Below are 26,383 nucleotides of genomic sequence, written 5' to 3'. Positions count from 1 at the left end.
CCGGCCGGACCGCAGCCAGCCGCCCTAGACGGTCGCCTGTTCCACCCGGTCGGCCGCCAGGCCGTCCGGCTGGGCGGACAGGTAGGCGCCCCCGCAGGCGGTCAGCCGCAGCGCGGTGTCGATCAGCGGCACGTGGCTGAAGGCCTGCGGGAAGTTGCCGACCTGCCGCTTGAGCCGCGGGTCCCACTCCTCGGCGAGCAGCCCGATGTCGTTGCGCAGCCCGAGCAGCCGGTCGAACAGCTCGCGGGCCTCCTGCACCCGGCCGATCATGGCGAGGTCGTCGGCGAGCCAGAACGAGCAGGCCAGGAAGGCCCCTTCGTGCCCGGAGAGGCCGTCGACGTTGTTGCCGCTCTCGTCGTGGGTCGGGTAGCGCAGCACGAAGCCGTCCTCGGTGGACAGTTCGCGCTGGATCGCCTCGATGGTGCCGATCACCCGCTTGTCGTCCGGTGGCAGGAAGCCGACCTGCGGGATGAGCAGCAGCGAGGCGTCCAGCTCCTTGCCCCCGTAGTACTGGGTGAAGGTGTTGCGCTCCGGGTCGTAGCCCCGCTCGCAGACGTCCCGGTGGATGGTCTCCCGCAGGCCGCGCCAGCGCTCCAGGTGCTCGTCGGACGGGGCGTCCTCGGGCGTCTGCTCCAGCAGCTTGATCGTCCGGTCGACGGCGACCCAGGCCATCACCTTGGAGTGGACGAAGTGCCGGCGGGGGCCGCGGACCTCCCAGATGCCCTCGTCCGGCTCCTGCCAGTGGTCCTCCAGGTACTCGATCAGGCGCAGCTGGAGGTGGTGGGCGTGGTCGTTGCGGACCAGGCCGGTCATGTGGGCCAGGTGCAGCGCCTCGACGACCTCGCCGTAGACGTCGAGCTGGAGCTGGCCGGCGGCGCCGTTGCCGACCCGGACGGGCTGGGAGCCCTCGTAGCCGGGCAGCCAGTCCAGCGAGGACTCGGTGAGCTCGCGCTCGCCGGCGATGCCGTACATGATCTGCAGGTTCTCCGGGTCGCCGGCGACCGCCCGCAGCAGCCACTCGCGCCAGGCGCGGGCCTCGTCGCGGTAGCCGGTGCGCAGCAGCGAGGAGAGCGTGATGGCCGCGTCGCGGAGCCAGGTGTAGCGGTAGTCCCAGTTGCGCTCGCCGCCGATGTCCTCCGGCAGTGAGGTGGTGGGGGCCGCGACGATGCCGCCGGTGGGGGCGTAGGTGAGGCCCTTGAGGGTGATCAGGGAGCGGATCACGGCCTCGCGGTACGGGCCCTGGTAGGTGCACTGGCCGGCCCACTCGTGCCAGAAGTCGGCGGTCGCGTCGAGCATCTCCTCGGCGTCCGGGGGCGTGGGCGGGTCCAGGTGGGAGGCCTGCCAGGTGAGGGCGAAGGCGATCCGCTCGCCGGCGGTGACGGTGAAGTCGGCGTAGGTGGTGAGGTCGCGGCCGTAGGTCTCGGCCTCGCCGTCCAGCCAGACCGAGTCGGGCCCGGCGACGGCGACGGTGCGGTGCCCGCCGTCGGCCTGCTCGACCCGGTGCACCCAGGGGACCACCCGGCCGTAGGAGAAGCGCATCCGCACGGCCGAGCGCATCCGGACGGTGCCGGCGACGCCCTCGACGATCCGGATCACCTGCGGGACGGCGTCGCGGCCGGCGAGCGGGCGCGGCGGCATGAAGTCGATCACCCGGACGGTGCCGCCCTGGGCGTCCCACTCCTGCTCCAGGATCAGCGAGTCGCCCCGGTAGCGGCGGCGGTCGGCGGGGACGGCCGGGGCGGCGGCGGTGGGCGGCGGGACCCGCAGGTCGCCGGTGTCGGTGAAGCGGGCGGCGACGGCCGGTGCGGCGGGGGCGGGGACCTCGCTCACGACGGCTTCGGCCGGCCCGATCCGCCAGAAGCCGTGTTCATCGGTGCCGAGCAGGCCGGCGAACACGGCCGGCGAGTCGAAGCGGGGCAGGCAGAGCCAGTCCACCGCCCCGTCCCTGCTGACCAGGGCAGCGGTCTGCATGTCCCCGATGAGTGCGTAGTCCTCGATACGGCCGGCCACGTGGATCTCCAGTTCGCAATGTGGTCAGGACGCAACGGCGATCCGGGGGAGCGAGCGGTCTGCGGGGCCGGAGGTCCACCCCGGGACGTCCGGCCCGCCGGGGGGTGGTGGCGGGCCTTGCTGGAGTGTCCGTGCGGGGCCCGGTCGAGCCCCTGGAGTGGGTGGGGAGGAACTGGATTACGGGGAGGTCCGGTCGCGCATCGGGGACCGGGAGTGTCCTGACGCTCCCACGCCCTCCGCGTGCTCGTGCTGTCGGCGATGCGTCCGTGCAGCTTACGACGGACGAAAGGGGCGAAGCACGCGGGCGCAGCCTCGTGTGGCGCCACAATTCGGCGGAAATGCCGTGCATCGCGAGGGTGTCGCCCAGGATGGTCCGGACGGATCAGCCCCGGCTGGTCCCGGTGGAGGGGCTGTCATGGCCCGAACGGGGTGCCCCGGGGTGGCCCGGTCCGGCCGTGGTGCGACCGGTGTGACTGCTGGGCCGGATGGTGCGCCGGTGGTGCGCCCCGCGTACGCCCCCGGGGTGCCGCGAGCGGGCCGGAAGGCGTCCCGTCCGGGTCACTGATACCCTGGTATCCCGTGGACCGGTGGGATCAAACGCCCCGGACCAGCCGAATCGACGACCCTCCGAGCGCCGTGCTCCGCACCGGCCTCCCGTCGCCAGGCGAGCCGCGAGCCTCCCACCACGTCACCTTCGACACGCGACCCACGGGAGCCCCCTCTTGGCACAGCCCCATTCCGGCAAGGCAGCGAACGGCCGCGCCGTGACGACCAAGCACCTCTTCGTCACCGGGGGTGTCGCCTCGTCGCTCGGCAAGGGCCTCACCGCCTCCAGCCTCGGCGCGCTGCTCAAGGCCCGCGGCCTGCGCGTGACGATGCAGAAGCTCGACCCGTACCTCAACGTGGACCCGGGCACCATGAACCCGTTCCAGCACGGTGAGGTCTTCGTCACCGACGACGGCGCCGAGACCGACCTGGACATCGGCCACTACGAGCGGTTCCTCGACACGAACCTGCACGGCTCGGCCAACGTCACCACCGGCCAGGTGTACTCCACGGTCATCGCCAAGGAGCGCCGCGGCGAGTACCTGGGCGACACCGTCCAGGTCATCCCGCACATCACCAACGAGATCAAGTCCCGGATCCGCCGGATGGCGACCGAGGACGTCGACGTGGTGATCACCGAGGTCGGCGGCACCGTCGGCGACATCGAGTCGCTGCCGTTCCTGGAGGCCGTCCGCCAGGTCCGCCACGAGGTCGGCCGGGACAACGTGTTCTTCGTGCACGTCTCCCTGCTGCCGTACATCGGCCCCTCGGGCGAGCTGAAGACCAAGCCCACCCAGCACTCCGTCGCCGCGCTGCGCAACATCGGCATCCAGCCCGACGCCGTCGTGCTGCGCGCCGACCGCGAGGTCCCGCAGGCCATCAAGCGCAAGATCTCGCTGATGTGCGACGTGGACGAGGAGGCCGTGGTCGCGGCCATCGACGCCAAGTCGATCTACGACATCCCCAAGGTCCTGCACGGCGAGGGCCTGGACGCCTACGTGGTGCGCCGGCTCGACCTGCCGTTCCGCGACGTCGACTGGACCACCTGGGACGACCTGCTGCGCCGCGTCCACGAGCCGCAGCACATCGTCAAGGTCGCGCTGGTCGGCAAGTACATCGACCTCCCGGACGCCTACCTGTCGGTGACCGAGGCGCTGCGCGCCGGCGGCTTCGCCAACAACGCCCGGGTCGAGATCAAGTGGGTCACCTCGGACGACTGCGAGACCCCCGAGGGCGCCCGGGAGCAGCTCGGCGACGTGGACGCGATCTGCATCCCCGGCGGCTTCGGCGACCGCGGCGTCAACGGCAAGGTCGGCGCCATCACCTACGCCCGCGAGAACAAGGTCCCGCTGCTCGGCCTCTGCCTGGGCCTGCAGTGCGTCGTGATCGAGGCGGCCCGCAACCTGGCCGGCCTGCCCGAGGCGAACTCCACCGAGTTCGACGCCGCGGCCAAGCACCCGGTCGTCTCCACCATGGCCGAGCAGCTGGCCATCGTCGACGGCAAGGGCGACCTGGGCGGCACCATGCGCCTGGGCCTGTACCCGGCCAAGCTCGCCGAGGGCTCCATCGTGCGCGAGGTCTACGCCGGCGAGCAGTACGTCGAGGAGCGCCACCGCCACCGCTACGAGGTCAACAACGCGTACCGCGCGGACCTCGAGAAGACCGGTCTGCAGTTCTCCGGCCTCTCGCCCAAGGGCGACCTGGTGGAGTACGTCGAGTACCCCCGCGAGGTGCACCCGTACCTGGTCGCCACCCAGGCCCACCCGGAGCTGAAGTCCCGCCCGACCCGCCCGCACCCGCTGTTCGCGGGCCTGGTCAAGGCCGCCATCGAGATCAAGACCGCCACTGCCGAGTAATCGTCGGTCGTTCACCGGACGGCGGCCCCGCGATTCCCGCGGGGCCGCCGTCCGGCGTTAGATTGTGTCGTACTGACGAAAAGGGGAGAGCGATGGACGAGCAGAGCGACCTGGTGATCGCCGACGCGGCCGAGGAGTGGGAGGTCCGGGAGAGCCGGACGCCGTTCCAGGGCAAGGTCACCGGAGTGCGCAGCGAGGAGGTCCGGATGCCCGACGGCAGCTGGGCCCGCCGCGACTACCAGACCCACCCGGGCTCGGTCTCCGTGCTCGCCCTGGACGACAAGGAGCGGGTGCTCGTCCTGCGGCAGTACCGCCACCCCGTCCGCCACCGCCTCTGGGAGCTGCCGGCCGGGCTGCTGGACGTGCCCGGCGAGAACCCGTGGCACGCCGCCCGGCGCGAGCTGTTCGAGGAGGCGCACTGCCGTGCCGAGACCTGGCGCGTCCTGGTGGACTTCTACACCTCCCCGGGCGGCACCGACGAGGCGCTGCGGATGTTCCTCGCCACCGACCTCTCGGCCGCCGAGGGCGAGCGCTACGAGGCGCACGGCGAGGAACAGGAGATCGAGGTCGCCTGGGTGCCGGTGCCGGAGCTGATCCGGCTGATCCAGGCCGGGCTGCTGCACAACCCGACCCTGATCACCGGCACCCTCGCCCTGCACGCCGCCCTCACCGGGGCGGACGGACTGGACGCGCTGCGCCCGGCGGACTCGCCCTGGCCGGCCCGGCCCTTCGAGGCGTGAGCGAACGGCCCGGCCGCCCGCGGCCGCGCCGCGGTTGATCCACGGGGGTGATTTACCGGTTCGTACGACCGGATGTCACCTCGGCTGAGCCGGACGGTCGAACTACGCTTCGCAGACAGGGCGCCCGTCCCGGGCCGCCCCCGCGGAGCGCCGGATGACGTCGGGAGTGGCACGGGTGGCGAGGAAGACGGCGACGATGGACCCCGGCCCCGACGCGCCCCCCGGGGCCGTCCCCGGCCTGGACCGGCTGCCGGCCGGGCCCGCGCTGTTCGTCGGGCGGCGGGCCGAACTGGCCGCACTGCGGGCGGCCGCGGCCCGCCCGGCCAGCGGCCGCAGCACGGTGCTGGTGCTGGCCGGGCGCCCCGGCTCCGGACGCACCGCGCTGGCGGCCCGCTTCGCCCGCACCGTCGCCGCCGACCACCCCGACGGCGTGCTCTTCGCGCGCCTGTCCGCGGCCGACGGCGGCCGGGTGCCGCCCGCCCGGGCCGCCCGGCTGCTGCTGGAGCAGCTCGACCCCGAGGCCCCGGTGCCGCTGCCCGGGGCCGTCGGGGACGCGCGGGACGAACCGGCCTGCGTGGCGCTGCGCGAGGCGCTGGCCGGCCGCCGGGTACTGGTGGTCCTGGACGACGTCCGCGACGCCGGACAGCTGTGGCCGCTGCTCGCGGACGAACCGGGCTGCCTGGTGCTCGCCACCACCGCCGGACCGCTCACCGGGATCGAGGACATCGACCCGGTGATCCTCGGCGGGCTCGACCGGCAGGCCTCCGGCGAGCTGCTCGCCGACCTGGTCGGCGGTACCAGGATCTCCTGCGACCCGGTCGGCGGGGCCGATCTGGCGGAGGCCTGCGCGGCGCGCCCGGCCGCGCTGCGGCTGATGGCCGGGTGGCTGCGCGGCAACCCGAAGGCGGCGGTCACCGAGGCGGCGGCCGAGCTCACCCGGGTGGTCGGCGAGGAGTCGGAGCGGGGGGCGGCGCCGAAGCGGAAGGGCGGGCGCCAGGGCGGGGCGGCCGGGGGGACGGCCGCGGGGAAGGAGACGGCGGCGGGGAACGCGGCGGTGGCGGGGAACGGGGCGGTGGCGGCCGAGGGGGCCGCGCCGGCTCCCGGAACCGGGGGAATCGCGGGCACCGAGGGTGCTGAGGGCGCCGTGGGTGCCCCGGGGGAGTCCGGGAGGCCGGGGAAGACCGAGCGGTCCGGGCAGCCCCGGATGCCCGGGGACCGCCGCAAGCAGCCCCAGGCCCGGGAGCCGGAGAAGCCCGCGGGCGCCGCCCGGCCGGCGGAGGAGCCCTTGGCCGGTACCACCGCCGGGGACCAGGCGTCCTGGGTCAAGCCCGGGCCGGAGCCGGCCGAGCCGGTGCCCGTTCCCGACAACGACCCGCTGATCGGCGCGTTCACCCTGCTGTACGGCACGCTCCCGGCGGCCCAGGCGCGGATGCTGCGCGCCCTCACCCTCGCCCCGGCGCAGACCGCCGACCCGCGCACCGCCTCGGCCCTGGTCGGCTGCCCGGCGCCGGAGGCGGCCGCGACGCTGGCGGCGCTGGCCGAGCACGAGCTGCTCGGGAAAGAGGCCCCGGCCGCCGACGGCAGCCCGCGCTACCGGGTGCCCGGCCGGCTCTACCCGCGGCTCGTCCGGCTGCGGGAGCGGGAGGACCGGCCGGCCGAGACCGAACTCGCCCGGGCCCGGCTGCTGGAGCGGCTGGTGCGCCTCACCGAGTCGGCGCGCGCCCTGCTGGACCCGGCGGGCGGCCCCGGCCCCGACCCGCTGCCCGCCCCGCTGCGGCTCGGCTCGGCCGGGCACGCCCGGGAGTGGCTGCTCGGGGAGCGGGACCTGCTGCTCGGCGCGGTCGCCGACGCGATCGGCCAGGGCGACCTGGACGGCTCGGCCGGCCGGCTGGTCACGGCCCTGCTGAGGGCCCTGCCGCTGACCGGCGCCGCGGCCCCCGCGGACCTCTACCGGCTGCACGAGCTGGTGCTGACCGTCGCCGAACGGCACGGCAAGCCGCGCCGGGCCTCGGCGGCGCTGCTCAACCTGGGGGACCTCCAGGTGGCGGCGGGCCGCTGGGAGCAGGCCGGTGCGCACTACCGGGCCGCCCTGGAGCACGCCCGGACGGCCGACGACGAGCCGCTGTGCGCGCGGGCCCTGGAGGGCGCGGCCGGCTGCCACCGGGCGCTCGGCGACGCCGTGCGCGCCGCCGACTGGTACGGGCGGGCGCTCGGCCTGCGGCAGTCGCTGGGCGACCACGCCGCGGAGGCGAGGCTGCTCGCCCGGGTGGCCGAGGCGCACACCGCGCAGCGCAGGTTCGACGAGGCGGACCGGGAGTACCGGGCGGCCCTGTCGGTGCTGCGCCGCCTCGGCGACGAACGCGGCCGGGAGGCCGTCGGCGCTGCCCTGGCGGACCTGCGGGAACGCGTCGACGCCGGGTGGTGAGAGGCCTTTCGGGGGTATTGTCGAAGATGCCCGGTTCATACGCTTTTGGCGGGAAGATCGCAGGGGAAGCCTACGAACCTGCCAATGTGTTCGGCAGATTTATTCACTTTGGAAGGCTGACACGCCGACTGGGCTTCATTACACTCGAACTCAGTCGCGCAGCGATCCATGCCCCGGGCTGCCCCGGAGGCTTCCCCACGTGCGCGTCGCCCGCCGGTCTTCTCCGGTAGGGACCCCCATGGCAAGAGGACGTGTTTAGCCGTGAAGGTCGGCATCCCCCGCGAGGTCAAGAACCACGAGTACCGCGTGGCCATCACGCCCGCCGGCGTGCATGAGCTGGTCCGCAACGGACACGAGGTCTACATCGAGGACAACGCCGGTGTCGGCTCCTCGATCCCCAACGAGGAGTACGTGGCCGCCGGCGCCACCATCCTCCCCACCGCCGACGAGGTGTGGGCCACCGCCGACCTGCTGCTGAAGGTCAAGGAGCCCATCGCCTCCGAGTACCACCGGCTGCGGAAGGGCCAGACCCTCTTCACGTACCTGCACCTCGCGGCCGACCGTGCCGGCACCGACGCGCTGGTCGCCTCCGGCACCACCGCCATCGCGTACGAGACCGTGCAGCTCGGCAACGGCGCCCTGCCGCTGCTCGCCCCGATGTCCGAGGTCGCGGGCCGGCTGGCCCCGCAGGTCGGCTCGTACCACCTGATGCGCCCGGCCGGCGGCCGAGGCGTGCTGCCCGGCGGCGTGCCCGGCACCCACCCGGCGAAGGCCGTCGTCATCGGCGGTGGCGTCTCCGGCTGGCACGCGGCCACCATCGCCATCGGCATGGGCTACGACGTGACCCTGCTCGACCGCGACATCAACAAGCTGCGCGAGGCCGACCGCATCTTCGGCACGAAGATCAAGGCCATCGTCTCCAACACCTTCGAGCTGGAGAAGGCCGTCATCGAGGCCGACCTGGTCATCGGCGCGGTGCTGATCCCGGGCGCCAAGGCCCCGAAGCTCGTCACCAACGAGCTGGTCTCCCGCATGAAGCCGGGCTCCGTGCTCGTCGACATCGCCATCGACCAGGGCGGCTGCTTCGAGGACTCGCACCCGACCACGCACGCCGAGCCGACCTTCCAGGTCCACAACTCGGTCTTCTACTGCGTGGCCAACATGCCGGGCGCCGTCCCGAACACCTCCACCTACGCGCTGACCAACGCGACGATGCCCTACGTCGTCGAGCTGGCCAACCGCGGTTGGAAGGAGGCGCTGCGCCGCGACCCGGCGCTCGCCAAGGGCCTGAACGTCCACGAGGGCCAGATCACCTTCCCCGCCGTGGCCGAGGCCTTCGGCCTGGAGTCGGTCTCCCTGGAGAGCGTGCTCGCCTGATCCACCAGACCGCCCGGCGGTCCTTCGCCCCCGACCCTCTCCCCCCGGGCCGGGGGCTTCGCCGTGCCCGTGAACGGGCGGGGGAGCGGGCGGGTCGCTCTGTCGTCAATTTCCGTGGGTCGCGTCACCCGACCGCAGAAACGTTAGGGTCAACGGCCCACTCATCCCTTGACATCGGCCCGCCTGATAGTCGACACATCCTGCCCACTACCGTGGATTGTGTTGCTGCGAACGCCTGGAACGGCCTAGAGTCGCAAACCGTCGGCATGCTGCCACGCTGACGAATCGACATAGAGTCCTGGATGCCCAAGGAGGTAAGACGACTTGTGAATGAGTCGACATTTGCTCCCGGGGGTGGTCAGCCAGGACTGGCGGAGCGCACCGCCGGCCAGCCGAGTGAGGAGCCCGGGGCCCGGCAGGCCACCGTGGGCTCGGCCGAGGTCGGCTCGGTCGCACTCCGTACCTTCGAAGCACGCCAGAACACAGCACAGGTGACCACGGTGACCGAACACGACACCGACTTGGCGGCCTACGGAGTGGGCTACGGCGACTTCGCCTACGGCGCCTACGACGACCCGGACGCCGAGTACGAGCCGGATCCGGAGTACGCCGCCACGCTGGCCCCGGACGCCGCCCGCCAGCGCCGCGAGCGGGTCGGCCCGACCGGCCGCCCGCTGCCGTACTTCCCGATCCCCGCGCCGGTCGCCGAGCACGGCCCCGCCCAGATCATCGCGATGTGCAACCAGAAGGGCGGCGTCGGCAAGACCACGTCGACCATCAACCTGGGTGCCGCGCTCGCCGAGTACGGCCGCCGGGTGCTGCTCGTCGACTTCGACCCGCAGGGCGCGCTCTCCGTCGGACTGGGCGTCAACCCGATGGAGCTCGACGTCACCGTCTACAACCTGCTCATGGAGCGGGGCCTGACGGCCGATGAGGTGCTGCTCAAGACGGCCGTGCCGGGCATGGACCTGCTGCCGTCCAACATCGACCTCTCCGCGGCCGAGGTGCAGCTGGTCAGCGAGGTGGCCCGGGAGTCCGCGCTGGCGCGCGCCCTGAAGCCGCTGCTGCCCGACTACGACTACGTCATCATCGACTGCCAGCCCTCGCTGGGCCTGCTGACGGTCAATGCGCTGACGGCCGCTCACAGCGTCATCGTCCCGCTCGAGTGCGAGTTCTTCGCGCTGCGCGGCGTCGCGCTGCTGACCGAGACCATCGAGAAGGTGTGCGAGCGGCTCAACCCCGAGCTGCGCCTGGACGGCATCCTCGCCACCATGTACGACTCGCGCACCGTGCACAGCCGTGAGGTGCTGGCGCGCGTCGTCGAGGCGTTCGGCGAGCACGTCTTCCACACCGTCATCGGGCGGACCGTGCGCTTCCCCGAGACCACCGTCGCCGGCGAGCCGATCACGACGTACGCGACCAACTCGGTCGGCGCCGCCGCCTACCGCCAGCTCGCCAGGGAGGTGCTCGACCGGTGCCGCCCCGCCGAGTGAGTCTCCCGGGTGCCGACGAGCTGTTCCGGACCACCGGCGGGATGGCGCTGTCGCCGTCCCTCGCGCCGCGTCCGGCCGCCGAGGCATCCAGACCGGAGACCGCGCGGAACGCCGGTGGCACGGACGGGCAGGACGGTGCCGAGGGCACCCAGGACGCCAACGGCACGCAGGACGCCCAGCGCGCCGGCGGGGCCGGGCGCAGGCCGTCCCAGGACCAGCAGCCGGCCTCCGTGCCGGCACCCGCGCAGCCGCCCGTCCAGCGGTCCGCCGCACCGGCGGGCTCCCCGGGGGCCGCGCAGGCCGCCGCCGGCGGCCGCGCAGCAGCCCCCGCGCCGGGCGGCCGCCAGCACGCCGGCACCGCCGAGGAGGCGCCGGGCACCGCCGGGCGCGCCCGGCCGCGCGGCCGCGCGCCGCGCCGCCCCAGCGGGCGCGAGCGGCACGACGAGAAGATCACCGTGTACGTGTCCGCCGAGGAGCTCATGGACCTGGAGCACACCCGGCTGGTGCTGCGCGGCGAGCACGGCCTGGCCGTGGACCGCGGGCGGATCGTCCGGGAGGCCATCGCGGTCGTCCTGGCGGACCTGGAGCAGCGCGGCGAGGCCTCCATCCTGGTGCGGCGGCTGCGCGGGCGGTAGCCGCCCCTGAGGGCCCTCGGGGCCCCGCCCCGGCCTCCCCGGGCCGGTCCGCCCGCCCTCCGGCCCCTGAAGGCCCGCTGCCGGGCGTTCCGGCGGTTCGGTGGTGCGGCCCGCGGTCCGCGGTGCTCGGGGCGCGCAGTCGGCGGTGCGGCCGCCGTCCGCTCCGCTCCGTTCCGCTCCGTTCCGCTCCGTTCCGCTCCGTTCCGCTCCGTTCCGCTCTGCTCGTTGTCCGGTGGGTGCTGTCCGCCGGGTCGGCCGCCCGCCGCGTTCGTACGAGCTCGCGCGGGTGGTGCCCCGAGCCCGGTCCGGCGGCGGGCCCGCCGCCGCGGCGTGTCGGCGCCCCCGGGGCCGGCCGGGCGGGCGGCGCGGGTGAAGATGGACCGCCATGCCGAGCACCGCCGAACCACCCGCCACCCCCGTGGACGCGCCTGCGGGCGTGCCCCCGGAGCCGTCCCCGGACGTGCCTCCGAGGAGGTCGGGGAACGCCTCCGAGGAGGCCCCGCGGGGCGGCTTCCGGGTGCGGCTGGACAACTTCGAGGGCCCCTTCGACCTGCTGCTCAGCCTCATCGCCAAGCACCGGCTCGACGTGACCGAGGTGGCGCTGGCCACCGTCACGGACGACTTCATGGCGCACATCCGGGCGATGGGCCCGGACTGGGACCTGGACGCGGCGACCGAGTTCCTGGTCGTCGCCGCCACCCTGCTCGACCTCAAGGCCGCCCGGCTGCTGCCCGCCGCCGAGGTCGAGGACGAGGAGGACCTCGCCCTGCTCGAGGCCCGCGACCTGCTGTTCGCCCGGCTGCTGCAGTACCGGGCGTACAAGCGGGCGGCGGCCCTGTTCGGCGAGCGCTGGGCCGCCGAGCTGGCGCGGCGCCCGCGCACCGTCGGGCTGGAGCCCCGGCACGCCGAGCTGCTGCCCGAGGTGGTCCTCGGCATCGGGCCGGAGCGGCTCGCGCAGCTGGCGGCCAAGGCCATGGAGCCCAGGCCGGAGCCGGTGGTGTACGTCGACCACATCCACACCCCGCCGGTCAGCGTGCGGGAGCAGGCCGGGCTGGTGGTGGCGCTGCTCACCGAGCTCGGCGAGGCGTCCTTCCAGCGGCTCGTCGCGGACGCGCCGGACACCCTGGTGGTGGTCGCCCGGTTCCTGGCGCTGCTGGAGCTGTACCGGGAACGGGTGCTGGCCTTCGAGCAGCCGGAGGCGCTGGGCGAGCTGCTGGTGCGCTGGGTGGCCGGGGCGGACCGGGGTGAGGTGGCGGTGACGGACGAGTTCGACCGGCCGGCGGGCGAGGCCGCGGCGGCGGAACGGGCCGCGGCCGCGGGCCGGGGCGAGGAGGACGGGCGCTGATGGGTTCGGGTACGGGCACGGGCACGGGTACGGGCGGGAACGAGGGCGGCCGGCGGCCGGCGCGGCGCCCGCTCGGGCTGCCGGGGCGGCCGCGGGCGCAGGAGTGGCTGGAGCCGGCCTTCGAGCTGCTGCCGGAGCCGGTGGCGGCTCCTGAGCCGGAGCCGGGGCCGGTGGCGGAGTCGGGCGCGGTGGTGCCGGACGGCGGGGTGCGGGTGGTGCCCCGGGCCGGTGGCCAGGCCGGGCAGCAGGTCGTGCACCAGAAGTCGGCTCCGTCGACTTCCGGTGCGTCGGCGGCGGACCGGAGCGCCGGGCCGACCGTGGCGCAGGCCCCGGCCGCCGCGGACGAGGGGCTCACCACGGCCGGGCTCAGGGCCGAGCTGGAGGCGATCCTGATGGTCGTCGACGAGCCGGCCACCGAGGACCGGCTGGCCGGGGTGCTGGCGCGCCCCCGGGCGGCGGTGGCCGCGGCGCTGCGCGAGCTGTCCGCCGAGTACACCGCCCAGGGCCGGGGGTTCGACCTGCGGCTGGTCGCCGGCGGGTGGCGGTTCTACAGCCGTGACACCTGCGCCCCGGCCGTCGACCGCTTCCTGCTGGACGGCCAGCAGGCCCGTCTGACGCAGGCCGCGCTGGAGACCCTGGCGGTCGTCGCCTACCGGCAGCCGGTGTCCAGATCCCGGGTTTCCGCCGTCCGTGGTGTGAACTGTGACGGCGTGATGCGTACCCTGGTACAGCGAGGACTGGTGGAAGAGGCCGGATCCGAGCCCGAAACAGGTGCGATCCTGTATCGGACGACGAACTACTTCCTGGAACGGATGGGGCTCCGCGGCCTGGATGAGCTGCCGGAGCTCGCTCCCTTCCTGCCCGAGGTCGACGACGTGGAAGCGGAGTCCCTGGAGGGCACGATGATCGCGGAGGCGGTCGCCGCCGCTGCCGTGCAGGCCGTGGACGGCAGTGGCGAGGCCGGTCGGGCTGCGCCTGATCGGTAGGGGGCGGTGAGGTCGGCCGAAACGACCGCACATCCCAGACGGAACGACGTACGGACACTTTGATGCGTAGCAGTGGCAACGGCAGGAACAGCAGCGGCGGCGGCAGCGGTCGCGGCGGACAGGGCGGGGGCCGGGGCGGCGGCTCCTACGGAGGCGGCAGCGGCGGCGGCCGCGGCGGCTCGGGCTCGGGGTCGGGCTCGCGCGGAGGTTCGTACGGCGGTGGCGGTGGCGGCGGTCGCGGCGGGTCCGCGTCCGGTTCGCGGGGCGGTTCGTACGGCGGCGCTTCGTACGGTGGCGGCTCCGGTTCGCGGGGCGGCTCGTACGGAGGCGGCTCCGGTTCGCGGGGCGGTTCCGGTGCGTCCGGGCGCGACGGGCGCCGCGACGACCGCAGGGACGACCGCAGGGACGACCGCCGCGACGACCGCCGGTACCCGGACCGCCCGCTGCGGCCCGAGGAGCGGCGCTACGACCGCCCCGAGTACGGCGGCGGCCCCAACGCCACCCCCGCCCGCGGCGGCTTCGCCGGCCGGCGTCCCGGCCCGGCCCCGCGCCCGCGCCGCGAGGGCCAGGGCGCCCCGGGCGACCCGCGCCGTCAGCCGCAGCGCTCGCGCGAGCTGCAGGCGAAGATCGAGGACGCCGTCCTCGCCCGCCACGACAAGCCCGCGGTCAAGCTGCCGAAGACCTTCGGCGAGCCCGAGGGCGAGCGTCTGCAGAAGGTGCTGGCCCGGGCCGGCATCGGCAGCCGCCGCGCCTGCGAGGAGCTGATCGAGCAGGGCCGCGTCGAGGTCAACGGCCGGCTCGTCACCGAGCAGGGCAAGCGGGTCGACCCGCAGAACGACGAGATCAAGGTGGACGGCCTGACCGTCGCCACCCAGTCGTACCTCTTCTTCGCGCTCAACAAGCCGGCCGGCGTGGTCTCCACCATGGAGGACCCGGACGGGCGCCAGTGCCTCGGCGACTACGTGACCAACCGGGAGACCCGGCTGTTCCACGTCGGCCGCCTGGACACCGAGACCGAGGGCATCATCCTGCTCACCAACCACGGTGAGCTGGCCCACCGCCTCACCCACCCGCGGTACGGCGTGACCAAGACCTACCTGGCCGCCATCCAGGGGCCGATCCCGCGTGACCTGGGCAAGCAGCTGGCCCAGGGCATCGAGCTGGAGGACGGCTACGCGCGCGCCGACAGCTTCAAGGTGGTCTCCAACGTCGGCAAGAACTACCTGGTCGAGGTGACCCTGCACGAGGGCCGCAAGCACATCGTCCGCCGGATGCTGGCCGAGGCCGGCTTCCCGGTCGAGAAGCTGGTGCGCACCCACTTCGGCCCGATCGCCCTGGGCGACCAGAAGTCGGGCTGGCTGCGCCGCCTGACCAACCCCGAGGTCGGTCAGCTGATGCGCGAGGTCGGTCTGTAGACCGCAGCCGTGCCCGCGGTCTCCACCGCGGTCTCCTCCGAGGGCCTCCCCGCCGAGTGGCGGGGAGGCCCTCGGCCGTTCGTCGGGGGTGGGCTGTGAGCCGGGCCGCACCCCTGGTCACGGCCTTGTCAGCGTCATGATCCGTGGCAGAGGATGGCCACCGGACCACCGCCCGCCCCGTGGCGGGACTGCGCCAGGTCGTGCGCCGGTGGGGGGCGAACGGGGGAGACGGCGTCGTGTCGGATGCACCACTCAGCGCACTGGGACTCGCCGAGCCGGACGGGCAGGTCTACGCGGCGCTGGTGGCCAATCCGCAGTCCACCGCGGAGGAGCTGGCCGAGAGCTGCGGCCTGACGCTCCAGCAGAGCGCGCGGGCCCTGGACCGGCTCGCGCAGCAGGGCATGGCGACCCGGGCCCCGGTGGACCGGCACCGCTTCCTGCCGGTCGCCCCCGACGTCGCGATCGGCACCCTGATAGGCCACCGGGAGTCCGAACTGCGGCACGCCCGGGCCGAGATGCACCGTCTGATGGACGCCTTCCGGGAGGCCTCGCGGTACACCGACCCGGCGCACTCGGTGGAGGTGCTGACCGGCGGCGAGGCGATCGCGCAGCGCCTGGAGCACATCACCGAGACCAGCCAGTACCAGGTCCGCGGCTTCGACCGCCCGCCGTACATCCAGGACCCGGTGGCGCCGATCCCGCTGCAGCGCCGGCGGCTGCGCGAGGGCCTGCGACTGCGGACGATCTACGACCGGGACGCGGTGGCCTGGCCCGGGCGACTGGAGCGGAACATCCTGGCCGGGGTGGCGGACGGCGAGGAGGCGAGGGTCCGGCCGTCCCTGCCGATGAAGATGATCATGTCGGACGACCGGATGGCGATCATCCCGATCAGCGTGGGCGACAGCGTCCTCGACGCCGCGTACGTCATCCACCCCTCCGCGCTGCTCCAGGCGCTGGACACGCTGTTCGAAGCCGAGTGGGAGCGGGCCGTGCAGCTGCAGGCCGCGATCGGCACCGGCGACGCCGGGCTGGAGCCGGAGGCCGACCACCGCAAGCTGCTGGGCCTGCTGGCGGCCGGCCTCACCGACGAGTCGATCGCGCGGTCGCTCGGCTGGAGCGCCCGGACCACCCAGCGGCGGCTGCAGAGCCTGATGCGCTCGCTGGGCGCCACCACCCGCTTCCAGGCCGGGATGGCGGCCCGGGAGCGGGGCTGGCTCTGAGGGCGGGGCCGCTCCGGGTGCTGAGCCGGGTGCGGGTGCGGGTGCAGAGCCGGGGCCTGGTCCGGATGCGGGCCGGCGCCGGGTGCGGGGCCGGGTGTCAGCTCCAGGGGGTGAGGGTGGCCCAGCGGTGGTCCGGGCCGCGCTCGACCTTCAGCAGGCCCTGGACGGCCGAGCGGTTCAGCCGTCCGTAGATGTGCGGGAAGAGCACGTCGGGGGTGGCCCCGGGCGGCGGTGCGCCGTTCGGGGCCTCCCACTTGACCATCGGCTCCACCAGCGACTCCTCGATCAGCAGCACCATCAGCGGGTCGGGAGTGTCGGCGAAGAAGGCGTTGGCCACCGCGAGCGCCGTCTGCTCGTCCGCCGAGCAGTGGATGAACCCGTCGGTGAGCAGCGACGCGGTGGCGTACGGCCGACCGGGGTCGGCCAGCCAGTCGTCCAGGGGTGCGAGGTGGAGGATCATGTTCCTGTTGTACCCGGTTTGGTCCTGAGCGGTCGTCACGAGGGGCCCGGTGTCCGGTGGGGTCTCCGGGCCGGGCCGGCGCCCGGTGCGGCCCGGGCGCCGGCGTCCGGTGCGGTCAGAGCCCGGCGACCCTGCCGGCGGCGGAGACCTCGTACACCAGCGTGACCGTCCGGCGGGCGCCCGGCCCGAGCGGCACGTCCCAGCGGAGGATGCCCTCGGCGTCGAAGGAGTCCGGCGACGGGGAGCACTCCTCCTTGCGCAGCCGGACCTCGACCGCCGCCACCTCGGAGACCGGCACCCGCTCGCGGACCGTGACGACCTGCTCGTCCCGCTCCTCCGGGCCGGAGAACCGGGACAGGTGCAGCCGCACCGTCCGGGTGGTCGTCTGGCGGCCGGTGAGCCCGGCCGTGGCCTGGCGGCTCTCGCTCTCGCGGACCACCCGGTAGCCGTCCGAGCTGCCGAACGCCAGCTCGGCCCCGGCTCCGGCCGCGGTGAAGCGCAGTTCGCCCCGGCCGGTGAAGCCGCTGCCGCGCACCAGCTCCACGGGCCCGGCCAGCAACGGGTGCCCGGCCGCGTTGCGGAACCGGACGACCTGGGTGACCAGCGGGGACAGCTCCGGCGCGCAGGCGTACTCGCTGGTGGCCGGCACGGTGAACGAGCCCAGCGGCACCCGGTGCGCCCGGCCGTCGGAGGGCACGGTGGCCGCGGCGGGTGCGGGCAGCACCCGGACCTCCCCGCCGTCGTCCACGCCCGGCACCCCGGCGGCCGGACCGAGTTCGCTGATCGTCTCCTCGCGCAGTTCGACCTCGACCGTGCGGCGCTCCTCCGCGGTGCGCTCGCGCAGCACCAGGACGTCCTCGGCGACGGCCGGCGGGTCGGTGGCGAGGGCCGACCGGGCGGTGGAGAAGGTGAGCCGGACGCCCGTCCAGTCCTCGCCGGTGCGCTGCCAGACCACCGCCTCCGACTCCAGCCGCAGCTCCCCGCCGTCCAGGGCGGCCCGGTAGGAGGGGCGCCAGAGCGCGCACGGCACCAGGTGGGTGACGGTCAGCGCGCTCGGGCCGGGCTGCGCCGCCTCGACGGTGAGCTCCAGGTGGGCGACCAGCTCGGCCGGCTCCTCCTCGGCCCGGTCGAGGGCGGTCAGCGCCTGCGAGCGCTCCTCCTCCAGGCGGCGCAGCCGGGAGTGGGTGGCGCGCAGCTCCTCGCCGCGGCGCTCGCGCTCGGCGTCCACCCGGTCCAGCTCGCGGGCCCAGCGGGTGCGCTCGATCTCGCCGACCCCGGCGCCCTCGCCGACCTCGCGCAGCAGGTCGGCCGAGAGCTGGGCGAGCAGGGCCAGCCGGGCCTCCAGCCGGGTGCGGGTCTGCTCGGCGAGCCGGCTCTCGCCCTCCAGCTCGTGCAGCCGGTGGCGCAGCCGGGAGTCCTCCGGCCCCGGCGGCAGCGGGGCGCGCGGGGTCCAGGCCCGGACGATCCGGGCGTCCAGCACCCGGGTGCCGGGGGCGGCGCTCTCGGCGCGCAGGGTGCGGTCGACGGCGAGCGCGGTGAGCGGGCCGAGGCGCAGCCGCTGGATCCCGGCGGTCAGCTCGACGGTCGCCGTGCGCTCGACCTGGCCGCGGTCCTCCAGGCAGGTGACGGCGGTGACGGGGAGGGGGACGGTCGCTCCGGGCATCTTCAGTTCCTCCGGTTTCCGCCGACGATGGCCTTTCCGGCCGGGATCTTGATCTGGTAGCCGCCGTCCAGCTCGGCGCGGCCGCCGGGCGGCAGGTCGACCCGCCAGAGCCGGGTGCTGGGCGGGCACTCGGGTGTCGGGACGGCCGGGGCGTGCCAGTCGGCCCGCTCCTCGATCCGGACCTCGGCGTCGGAGGAGACCGGCACCCGTTCGCGGACCTCCACCGTGACGGGGCGGCCGAGCCGGTTCGCCAGCCGGACGTGCACCCGGTGGTCGAGCACGGTGCTGGTGTTCAGCATGCCCGCGGTGGACTCCTGCAGCTCGGTGCGGCGCGCCACCTCGATGCTCTCGGTGACGCCGACGCCGAGGCGCCGATCCCCGCCGGGGGCGAGGGTGGGCAGGGCCGCGGTGAGCAGGAACTCGTCGTCGAGGGTGACCTCGACCGGGCCGGCCAGCACGGCGCGGTCGGTCCGGTTGGCCAGCACCAGCGTGGCGTACACCTTCTCCTCGACCGCGGGGACGGTGACGTACTCGGGGCGGACGGACAGCGGGATCTCGTCGATCGTGACGGTGTGCCAGGTGCCGTCGGAGGGGATGTCGGCGGGGGCCGCGGCGTCGAAGCGGTGGTCGAAGGAGCCGGCCGACTCGCGGGGCGGGACGGCGTGGCGGGGGAGCGTCAGCTGGCGCACCCGGGCGGCGGCCGGGGAGGCGGCGGCCGGGCCCCCGTACCCGAACGGGTCCGTGCCGCCGGCCCCGTCCGCCCCGCCCGGTCGCCCGGCCCCGGGGCGCAGGGTGCCGCGCTGGGCGGCGGGCGCGTCGGGGCCGGCCAGGACGAGGGCGGGGTAATCGAGCAGGGCGGCGTCCGGGGCGAGTGCGGCGGGCGCGGCCTCCGGGGCCTCCAGGGCCTCGGCGAGGCCGCCGCCGCCCGACTTGCGGGCCCGACGGGCCTCGGGTCGCGCACCCGGGGGCGGTCCGCCCGGGGCCACCGGGGCGGGCGGCGGCGCGGACATCTGCGGCACCGGTGCGGCGACGGGCGCGGCGCCGTAACCGGCGAAGGCGGCCGGGGCGACCGGGGCGGTCGGCGGCGGGGGAGCCGGGAACGGCTCGTCGACGTCCAGGGTGCCGCCGCGCGGGCTGCGGGCGGACAGGAAGTCGGCCTCCACCAGGTCGGCGGCGGCCGGGTGCGCTGCGGCCGGTCGGCGGCCGGACGGGCGGGGGCCCGGGCGGCCCGCCCCGCCGGCGCCGGACGGGCCCGCGGCGGGGCGCAGGCCGCCGTGGCGCGGGGACGGTCGGCCCTCGGCGGCCGCGTCGTAGCCGGTGAACAGGTCGGTCAGGCCGGCCGGGGGCTCGCGCCAGCCGGACGGCGGCGGCGCGGGCTGGCTGCGGCCGATCCGCAGCGAACCGAGCCGGGGCAGGTCGGTGCGGCGCTGGAGGTCGGCGGTGGAGAGCGCCAGCCGGACGCCGGTCCAGTCCTCGCCGGTCTGCTGGGCGACCGAGGCGCGCAGGACCAGCCGGCCGGTGTCCTCGCCCTGGCGGTAGGAGAGCCGGTAGGCGGGCACCCAGCGGGCGGCGGGGACGCCGTACTCCAGCTCGATCTCGAGCTCGAGCTGGGTGGGGGTGGTGCGGGGGCTGGTGCCAGGGATGGCGTCCGGGGAGATGGCGTCCGTGGTGTTGGCGTCCGTGGTGTTGGCGGAGGCTGCGGTGGTGAGGGTGAGCAGCGCGGTGACGGCGGTCCCGACCGGCCCGGCGGGGCCGGCGGTGGACGCGCGGTCCAGCCGGTCGGAGGCCAACCGGCGCTCGTGGTCGGCGAGTCCGATCTCCCGGGTGAGCTCCTCGGCGCGCTCGTGGAGCGTGGCCAGCCGCTCGTCGACGAAGTCGGCGAGCTCCAGCCAGGCCTCCGCGGGCGTCCGGCGCAGCGGCTCGTCCTCGCGGCGCTGCGGCGGCACCGCGCGCAGGGCGGTGGTCTCGTCGATCGCGGTCAGGACCAGCCGGTGGCGCTCGTTGAGCGCGCCCAGGCGTTCCAGGGCATCGTCCAACTCGCTTCGGAGCCGGGGGAGTTCGTCAGGCTCGTGGAACTCGGCTAGCCACTCCAGCCGGGCCTCGGTGACCGCCGCCCCGGCCGGGCCGCCGATCACCCGGGCGCGCAGCGAGCCGCCGTCCAGGGAGGGCGGGAGGCCGGTCAGCCGCAGTCGGCCGTCGGCCGGCACCGGGACGGTGGCCCGGCGGCGGCACACCGCGCCCTCGGCGTGGACCACGACCGAGTCCAGGACCGACGGATGGGCCGGTACCGCGGGCGGTTCCGGTTGCCCCGCCCCGCCGCTGTGCTGATCGTCCATGCGCAACCCCTTCGTTCGCGTGCCCCTGCGTGCGCTCGCGCGGGCCCCGTGGTCGGGCGCCCCGCGTGTGCGTGCCCTGCGTGCTGGCGTCCTGCGTCGTTCGTGTCCTGGGCTGTTGTCCCGGGCCGGCCGTGTCCTGGGCCGTTCGTGTCCTCGGCTGGCCGTGTCCTGCGCTGCTCCTGTCCTTCGTCGTTCGGGCCTCGTGACTCGGGCCCGGTGTCCCGCGCTCGGTGCCTCGTGGCCCGGCCCCGTGGTGCGGGCGCGGCGCCCGTGCCGCCCCCGGCGGCCAGTCTGCCCCGCTGCGGGGCGGCCGTCGCCGGATTTCCCCGAGGCGGCGTGTGCGGCCGACGGCCGTCCGCACTCACTGGGACGGGGGCGCGGGGCGGACGGTTGCCCCTCCGGGGATCCGGCCGGGCCGCCGGGGCGGTCCCGCGGTGGCGGGGGGCGTCCGTCCGGGGGACGGGCGGTGGCGGCGGGCGTGGAGCGGATGCGAGAGGATGGCGGGACCCCGAGGGTTCGATGAGTCCGAGAGTTTCGAGAGTTCGAGAAGGAGCGCGACCCGCCATGCGCACTGCCGTCGTCGTCGGTACCGGACTGATCGGCACCTCCGCCGCACTCGCGCTGGCCGGTCGCGGGTTGACCGTCCACCTGGAGGACGCCGACCCCGACGCCGCCCGGACCGCCGCCTCGCTCGGCGCCGGCACCACCGAGTCGGCCGACGGCCCGGTCGACCTGGCGATCATCGCCGTCCCGCCCGCGCTGGTCGGCAAGGTGCTCGCCGACTGCCAGCGCCGCAACCTGGCCCGCTGGTACACCGACGTGGCCAGCGTGAAGGCCGGACCGCGCAGCGAGGTCGCCGCGCTCGGCTGCGACACCGTGCACTACATCGGCAGTCACCCGATGGCCGGCCGGGAACGCTCCGGCCCGCTGGCCGCCCGCGCCGACCTCTTCGAGGGCCGCCCGTGGGTGCTCACCCCGACCGCGGACACCGATACCGAGACGCTCAACGCCGCCCTGGAGCTGGTCGCCCTCTGCGGTGCGATGCCGATCGTGATGGACGCCGCGGCCCACGACCGGGCCGTCGCCCTGGTCTCGCACGCCCCGCAGCTGGTGTCCTCGCTGGTCGCCGCCCGCTTGGAGCACGCCGACGAGACCGCCATAAGGCTCTCCGGCCAGGGCGTCCGGGACGTCACCAGGATCGCCGCCTCCAACCCGGGCATGTGGGTCGACATCCTCTCCGCCAACGCGGGCGCCGTCGCCGACATCCTCGAGGAGGTCGCCGCCGACCTCGGTGACACCGTCACCGCGCTGCGCGCCCTGGAGGCCGCCGAGGAGGGCGAGCGCCGGGCGGGTGCGGCCGGGATCGAGGCGGTCATGCGGCGCGGGAACACCGGGCAGGCCCGCATCCCCGGCAAGCACGGCGCTCCGCCCACCCGGTACGAGACGGTGTCGGTGGTGCTCGGCGACCAGCCCGGCGAGCTGGGCCGGCTGTTCGGCGAGGTCGGCGCGGCCGGGGTCAACATCGAGGACGTCGTCATCGAGCACTCGACCGGCCAGCAGGTGGGTTTCGTCCAGCTGGCGGTGGCTCCGGCGGCGGTCAAGCCGCTCACGGCGGCCCTGCGGCAGAGCGGTTGGAGCGTCCGGGACTGACGGGACTGAGCCGGTGGTCGTGGGGGCGCCCGGCGGGGTCGGGGGTCGGCGGGGCGTCCGAGCGGCCGGTCGGTTGGCCGGCTGGTCGGTTGGCCGTCCGGGGGCGGATGCGTACGTGGAGGAGGCCGAGGAGCAGCCGCTGCTTCCGGCTCGGGGGGAGGACGGCATGAGGATCATCGACATCCCGCTCGGAGCGGATGAACGCCCGGGCGACGTAGGGGAGTTGGAAGCCGTCGGGAACGAGGGCTTCCTGGCGGCGGTGGTCGGCGGCGAGTTCACCGTCCACCACCGCAGCACCGCCTCGCTGCTCGCCCTGCCGGGGGAGCGCCGGGCGGCGGGCGCGGCCGGGAGCGGGGATACGGACACGGCAGGGAACGGGGACGGGGGCGAGGGTGAGGACGAGCCGACCTGGAGCCTGTTGCTGCGCGCCGTCCACCAGGCGTTCTGTGCGCACTTGCCGCTGAGCCTGTCACCGGACGTGCTCTGGTACGCGGTGGTGCACGAGGTGGCGGTGCACGTCCGGCTGAACGCCGAGGCGTACGCGGGGGTCTTCGGGGCCGCTCCGACGACCGCCGCGGACGCCGCGCCGGGGCCCGTCCCCGGTACCCGGCGGCCGATCGTGGTCCGCGACGACTCCCTGCTGGGGCCGGATCCCGACTGGTCCCGGTCGATCCGGCTGGTCCGGGAGCCGCTGGCCGAGGCGATCGGGGCCGAGCTGGTGGACCTGTTCCAGCCGAGCTTCTCGACGACCACGCCGGACGACGTCTCCTCGGCGCTGGTCGCGCTGATGGACGCGGTGAGCCCCTACTGCGATTTCCAGTGGCTCTCCCTGTGCGGCATCCCGCGGGTCCGGCTGGAGGGCACGGCGGCGGACTGGGCGCTGCTGGCGGAGCGGGCCGGCGGGCTGGCCCGGAGGTTCACGCTGCTGGACCCGTGGTTCGCCGAGCTGCTCCCGGTGCTCGACGAGATCGCCGCCACCGCGGCCGGCGGGCCCGTCGACGAGGACTTCTGGCGCTCGCTGTACAAGTGGGAGTCCGAGTCCGGCGGGCCGTACGTGTCCGGCTGGATCACCGCCTTCTTCGCGCACACCCGGCGGAGCACCGGCCCCCGGCCGCGGACGGACTTCCGCTGGTGGGGGCGTGAGCACGTGTTCACGGAGAACGCCTTCCCCTCGCACGTCTCGCAGGTGCGGTTCGAGTGGCGGCAGCCCGCCGGGGCACGCCGGATGGCCTTCGTCGCCGGGGTGCTCGGCGTCGAACGGGACGGCGACTACCTGCGGCCCCGGCTCGGGCACGCCGTGCTGGAGGCCCTCCGGGAGGGCGGGGACCCGGCCGCCGAGCAGGCCGCGCTGGCCGCCGCACAGCTGCCCGCCGGGTGGACGGTCGAGCGGGTGCGGCAGGTCAGCCGGGTGGACGAGGCCGCCCTGCTGGCCACGGAGGGGCTCGTCGTCGACGACCTCGGGGGCGATCCCGAGCAGGCCCGGCCGGTCGCCGTGATCCGCTTCACGTGGGCCTGCCTGTTCCGGGTCGCGGACGACGAGGACTGGTACGTCGGACTGCTCGACCCGCGTCGCGGCGTCCTCGGCAGGGAGAACTCGGTCGGGCCCGACCTGACGAGCGCCCTGGAGCGGATGCACGGGTACTGACCCGGGACGTGATCCGGGACGTGATCCGGGACGTGACCCGGGCCGTGACCCGGGCCGTGAGCCGGGACGTGACCCGGCCCGGACCGGGGTCCGGCGCCGGTCCATTAACCTTGAGGAAGACAATCCCCTGCCGTCTGCCCGCCCAGGCTCCGGCTCCCATGCTCAGAGAGAGGTTCGGCCCCGTGGACACTGCCGACCGAGCGCACGCCCCGGTCGTCGTCGCCATCGACGGACCCTCCGGCTCCGGGAAGTCGACCGTCTCGCGGGCGGTCGCCGCCCGACTGGGCCTGAGCTTCCTGGACACCGGCGCCATGTACCGGGCGATGACCTGGTGGATGCTGGCCAACGACGTCGACGTGACCGACCCGGAGGCGGTGGCCGTCGCGTGCGGCAAGCCGGTCATCGTGTCGGGCACCGACGCCGACGGCCCCACCATCACGGTGGACGGCCAGGACGTCTCCGGACCGATCCGCGGCCCCGAGGTGACGGCGCAGGTCAGCGCCGTGTCCGCGGTGCCGGCGGTGCGGACCCGACTGGTGGAGCTGCAGCGCGGCTGCGCCGAGGTCGCCGAGCGCGGCATCGTCGCCGAGGGCCGGGACATGGGGACGGTGGTGTTCCCGAACGCCACCGTCAAGGTCTTCCTGACCGCCTCCGAGCAGGCCCGGGCCGAGCGCCGCGCGGCCGAGCTGCGCGCCAAGGGCGTCGACGAGGCGACCATCACCGCGATGGCCGCCGACCTGGCCCGCCGGGACGCCGCCGACTCCTCCCGGAAGACGGCGCCGCTGACCCAGGCCGCGGACGCGGTCCTGGTCGACACCAGCGACCTCACCCTGGAGCAGGTGATCGGCCGGATCGCCGCGCTGGTGGAGGAGCGGGCCGGACTGTCCTCGGTCTGACCGGGCCGGGACTTCCAACGCCCCGGGGGCGTGAACGCCCGGAACCCTCGACCGCACCGCGGTGCCGCCCCGGCGGCACGTAGGACGCGATCGCGCCGCCGAGGCGCGACGTGAGAAGTGATTCGCGCTGCCCCGACCGGGGCAGGTACGCACGGCACGCCCCTGGGAAGGGCCGGGCCGGGAAACGGAACAGACGAACATGACCGCAGAGCACTCCACCGCCGATCACGGCGGCCTGGACGCCGCCGACTACGCCGAGTTCATGGCCCTCGCCGCCGAGGAGGGCTACGACATCGACGGCGTGGACGGCTTCGACGGCGCCGAGCACGTCCCGCTGCCGGTGCTGGCCGTCGTCGGCCGCCCGAACGTCGGCAAGTCGACCCTGGTGAACCGCATCATCGGCCGCCGCGAGGCCGTCGTCGAGGACAAGCCGGGCGTCACCCGCGACCGGGTCACCTACGAGGCCAGCTGGAACGGCCGCCGCTTCAAGGTCGTCGACACCGGCGGCTGGGAGATCGACGTCCTCGGCATCGACGCGATGGTCGCCGCGCAGGCCGAGCTGGGCATCGAGCAGGCCGACGCGGTGCTGTTCGTGGTCGACGCCACCGTCGGTGCCACCGACACCGACGAGGCCCTGATCAAGCTCATCCGTCGCGCCGGCAAGCCGACGGTGCTGTGCGCCAACAAGGTCGACGGCCCGTCCACCGAGGCCGAGGCCGCCTACCTGTGGTCGCTCGGCCTGGGCGAGCCGTTCCCCGTGTCCGCGCTGCACGGCCGTGGCTCGGGCGACCTGCTCGACGCCGTCATGGACGCGCTGCCCGAGGCCCCGCCGCAGACCTTCGGCGACGCCGCCCCCGGCGGCCCGCGCCGCGTCGCGCTGATCGGCCGGCCCAACGTCGGCAAGTCCAGCCTGCTGAACAAGGTCGCCGGCGAGGAGCGGGTGGTCGTCAACGAGCTGGCCGGCACCACCCGCGACCCGGTCGACGAGATGATCGAACTCGGCGGCAAGACCTGGAAGTTCGTCGACACCGCCGGTATCCGCCGCCGGGTCCACCTGACGGCCGGCGCCGACTTCTACGCCTCGCTGCGCACCTCCTCCGCCCTGGAGAAGGCCGAGGTCGCGGTCGTCCTGATCGACGCCAGCGAGACCCTCGCCGAGCAGGACACCCGGATCATCTCGATGGCCGTCGAGGCCGGGCGCGCCGTCGTCATCGCCTACAACAAGTGGGACCAGCTCGACGAGGAGCGCCGCTACTACCTGGAGCGCGAGATCGAGCGCGACCTCGTCCAGGTGCAGTGGGCCCCCCGGGTCAACGTCTCGGCGAAGACCGGCCGCCACATGGAGAAGCTCGTCCCGGCGATCGAGACCGCGCTGGAGGGCTGGGAGACCCGCATCCCGACCGCGCGGCTGAACGCCTTCCTCGGCGAGCTCGTCGCCGCCCACCCGCACCCGATCCGCGGTGGCAAGCAGCCGCGCATCCTGTTCGGCACCCAGGCGGGCGTGCGCCCGCCGCGCTTCGTGCTGTTCGCCTCGGGCTTCCTCGAGGCGGGTTACCGCCGCTTCGTCGAGCGCCGGCTGCGCGAGGAGTTCGGCTTCGTCGGGACGCCGATCTCGATCTCGGTGCGCGTGCGGGAGAAGCGCAAGAAGAAGTAGAAGTAGGAGGAGGGGTGGCGGTGCCGGGTAG

18 protein-coding genes are annotated in these 26,383 nt (G+C 75.0%); 14 read left to right on the top strand and 4 right to left on the bottom strand.

The features are described 5' to 3' along the window. Positions 1-24: 24 nt before the first annotated feature. Positions 25-2,010: a glycoside hydrolase family 15 protein gene (locus AB0N04_RS18295; protein WP_360209962.1), complete on the bottom strand. Its 1,986-nt coding sequence runs from the start codon at positions 2,008-2,010 to the stop codon at positions 25-27. A 722-nt stretch (positions 2,011-2,732) separates the two neighbouring features. Between AB0N04_RS18295 and AB0N04_RS18290 the strand changes: the two genes are divergently transcribed. The 10 genes from AB0N04_RS18290 to AB0N04_RS18245 all read left to right on the top strand — a co-directional run bounded on the left by AB0N04_RS18290 (position 2,733) and on the right by AB0N04_RS18245 (position 16,048). Beyond that, positions 2,733-4,412, top strand: coding sequence for a CTP synthase (locus tag AB0N04_RS18290; RefSeq protein ID WP_360209960.1), 1,680 nt, complete (start codon positions 2,733-2,735; stop codon positions 4,410-4,412). A 92-nt stretch (positions 4,413-4,504) separates the two neighbouring features. After that, the gene (locus tag AB0N04_RS18285; RefSeq protein WP_360209958.1) at positions 4,505-5,152 is read left to right on the top strand and encodes an NUDIX hydrolase; all 648 of its coding nucleotides are present in this window, start codon (positions 4,505-4,507) and stop codon (positions 5,150-5,152) included. A gap of 175 nt (positions 5,153-5,327) precedes the next feature. Continuing rightward, positions 5,328-7,577, top strand: a complete 2,250-nt coding sequence (locus AB0N04_RS18280; protein WP_360209956.1) for a tetratricopeptide repeat protein — start codon at positions 5,328-5,330, stop codon at positions 7,575-7,577. 261 nt (positions 7,578-7,838) lie between these two features. Then, the gene (gene ald, locus AB0N04_RS18275) at positions 7,839-8,954 is read left to right on the top strand and encodes an alanine dehydrogenase (protein ID WP_360209954.1); all 1,116 of its coding nucleotides are present in this window, start codon (positions 7,839-7,841) and stop codon (positions 8,952-8,954) included. Between the two features lie 326 nt (positions 8,955-9,280). Then, on the top strand, positions 9,281-10,447 hold the full coding sequence (locus AB0N04_RS18270; protein WP_360209952.1) for a ParA family protein: 1,167 nt from the start codon (positions 9,281-9,283) through the stop codon (positions 10,445-10,447). Further along, complete coding sequence (locus AB0N04_RS18265) at positions 10,444-11,082, top strand: hypothetical protein (protein WP_360209950.1); 639 nt, start codon at positions 10,444-10,446, stop codon at positions 11,080-11,082. Before AB0N04_RS18270 ends, AB0N04_RS18265 begins: the two co-directional genes overlap by 4 nt. A gap of 385 nt (positions 11,083-11,467) precedes the next feature. Then, positions 11,468-12,427 (top strand): segregation/condensation protein A, encoded by a 960-nt coding sequence (locus AB0N04_RS18260; RefSeq protein WP_360209948.1) that lies wholly within the window; start codon positions 11,468-11,470, stop codon positions 12,425-12,427. 317 nt (positions 12,428-12,744) lie between these two features. Continuing rightward, the gene (scpB, locus tag AB0N04_RS18255) at positions 12,745-13,413 is read left to right on the top strand and encodes an SMC-Scp complex subunit ScpB (RefSeq protein ID WP_360209991.1); all 669 of its coding nucleotides are present in this window, start codon (positions 12,745-12,747) and stop codon (positions 13,411-13,413) included. Between the two features lie 62 nt (positions 13,414-13,475). Then, complete coding sequence (locus AB0N04_RS18250; protein WP_360209946.1) at positions 13,476-14,828, top strand: pseudouridine synthase; 1,353 nt, start codon at positions 13,476-13,478, stop codon at positions 14,826-14,828. A 236-nt stretch (positions 14,829-15,064) separates the two neighbouring features. Next, the gene (locus tag AB0N04_RS18245; protein WP_360209944.1) at positions 15,065-16,048 is read left to right on the top strand and encodes a helix-turn-helix domain-containing protein; all 984 of its coding nucleotides are present in this window, start codon (positions 15,065-15,067) and stop codon (positions 16,046-16,048) included. A 97-nt stretch (positions 16,049-16,145) separates the two neighbouring features. Here AB0N04_RS18245 and AB0N04_RS18240 read toward each other — a convergent pair whose 3' ends face one another. From AB0N04_RS18240 to AB0N04_RS18230, 3 genes are all read right to left on the bottom strand, one after another. Further along, positions 16,146-16,508, bottom strand: coding sequence for a DUF952 domain-containing protein (locus tag AB0N04_RS18240; RefSeq protein WP_360209942.1), 363 nt, complete (start codon positions 16,506-16,508; stop codon positions 16,146-16,148). A 115-nt stretch (positions 16,509-16,623) separates the two neighbouring features. Further along, entirely contained in the window at positions 16,624-18,171 is a 1,548-nt protein-coding gene (locus tag AB0N04_RS18235; protein WP_360209940.1) for a mucoidy inhibitor MuiA family protein, read from the bottom strand. 2 nt (positions 18,172-18,173) lie between these two features. Next, entirely contained in the window at positions 18,174-20,507 is a 2,334-nt protein-coding gene (locus AB0N04_RS18230; RefSeq protein ID WP_360209938.1) for a DUF4139 domain-containing protein, read from the bottom strand. 564 nt (positions 20,508-21,071) lie between these two features. Here AB0N04_RS18230 and AB0N04_RS18225 point away from each other — a divergent pair. The 4 genes from AB0N04_RS18225 (at position 21,072) to der (ending at position 26,352) form a co-directional block, all read left to right on the top strand. Further along, positions 21,072-22,157: a prephenate dehydrogenase gene (locus tag AB0N04_RS18225; RefSeq protein WP_360209936.1), complete on the top strand. Its 1,086-nt coding sequence runs from the start codon at positions 21,072-21,074 to the stop codon at positions 22,155-22,157. Positions 22,158-22,323: 166 nt separating this feature from the next. Next, positions 22,324-23,802, top strand: a complete 1,479-nt coding sequence (locus tag AB0N04_RS18220; RefSeq protein WP_360209934.1) for a DUF4419 domain-containing protein — start codon at positions 22,324-22,326, stop codon at positions 23,800-23,802. Between the two features lie 182 nt (positions 23,803-23,984). Further along, the gene (gene cmk, locus AB0N04_RS18215; RefSeq protein ID WP_360209932.1) at positions 23,985-24,698 is read left to right on the top strand and encodes a (d)CMP kinase; all 714 of its coding nucleotides are present in this window, start codon (positions 23,985-23,987) and stop codon (positions 24,696-24,698) included. Between the two features lie 199 nt (positions 24,699-24,897). Further along, on the top strand, positions 24,898-26,352 hold the full coding sequence (der, locus tag AB0N04_RS18210) for a ribosome biogenesis GTPase Der (RefSeq protein WP_360209930.1): 1,455 nt from the start codon (positions 24,898-24,900) through the stop codon (positions 26,350-26,352). Positions 26,353-26,383: the final 31 nt, after the last annotated feature.

It is taken from the genome of Kitasatospora sp. NPDC051702 (genome assembly GCF_040681575.1).
GTDB lineage: Bacteria > Actinomycetota > Actinomycetes > Streptomycetales > Streptomycetaceae > Kitasatospora.
This window is presented reverse-complemented; position numbering and strand designations above follow the sequence as displayed.

Coding starts and splice junctions, on each gene's coding strand:
- AB0N04_RS18285 (WP_360209958.1), top strand. CDS start 4,505: ATGGACGAGCAGAGCGACCTGGTGATCGCCGACGCGGCCGAGGAGTGG.
- AB0N04_RS18260 (WP_360209948.1), top strand. CDS start 11,468: ATGCCGAGCACCGCCGAACCACCCGCCACCCCCGTGGACGCGCCTGCG.
- AB0N04_RS18250 (WP_360209946.1), top strand. CDS start 13,476: ATGCGTAGCAGTGGCAACGGCAGGAACAGCAGCGGCGGCGGCAGCGGT.
- AB0N04_RS18240 (WP_360209942.1), bottom strand. CDS start 16,508: ATGATCCTCCACCTCGCACCCCTGGACGACTGGCTGGCCGACCCCGGT.
- AB0N04_RS18235 (WP_360209940.1), bottom strand. CDS start 18,171: ATGCCCGGAGCGACCGTCCCCCTCCCCGTCACCGCCGTCACCTGCCTG.
- AB0N04_RS18230 (WP_360209938.1), bottom strand. CDS start 20,507: ATGGACGATCAGCACAGCGGCGGGGCGGGGCAACCGGAACCGCCCGCG.
- AB0N04_RS18225 (WP_360209936.1), top strand. CDS start 21,072: ATGCGCACTGCCGTCGTCGTCGGTACCGGACTGATCGGCACCTCCGCC.
- AB0N04_RS18220 (WP_360209934.1), top strand. CDS start 22,324: ATGAGGATCATCGACATCCCGCTCGGAGCGGATGAACGCCCGGGCGAC.
- der (WP_360209930.1), top strand. CDS start 24,898: ATGACCGCAGAGCACTCCACCGCCGATCACGGCGGCCTGGACGCCGCC.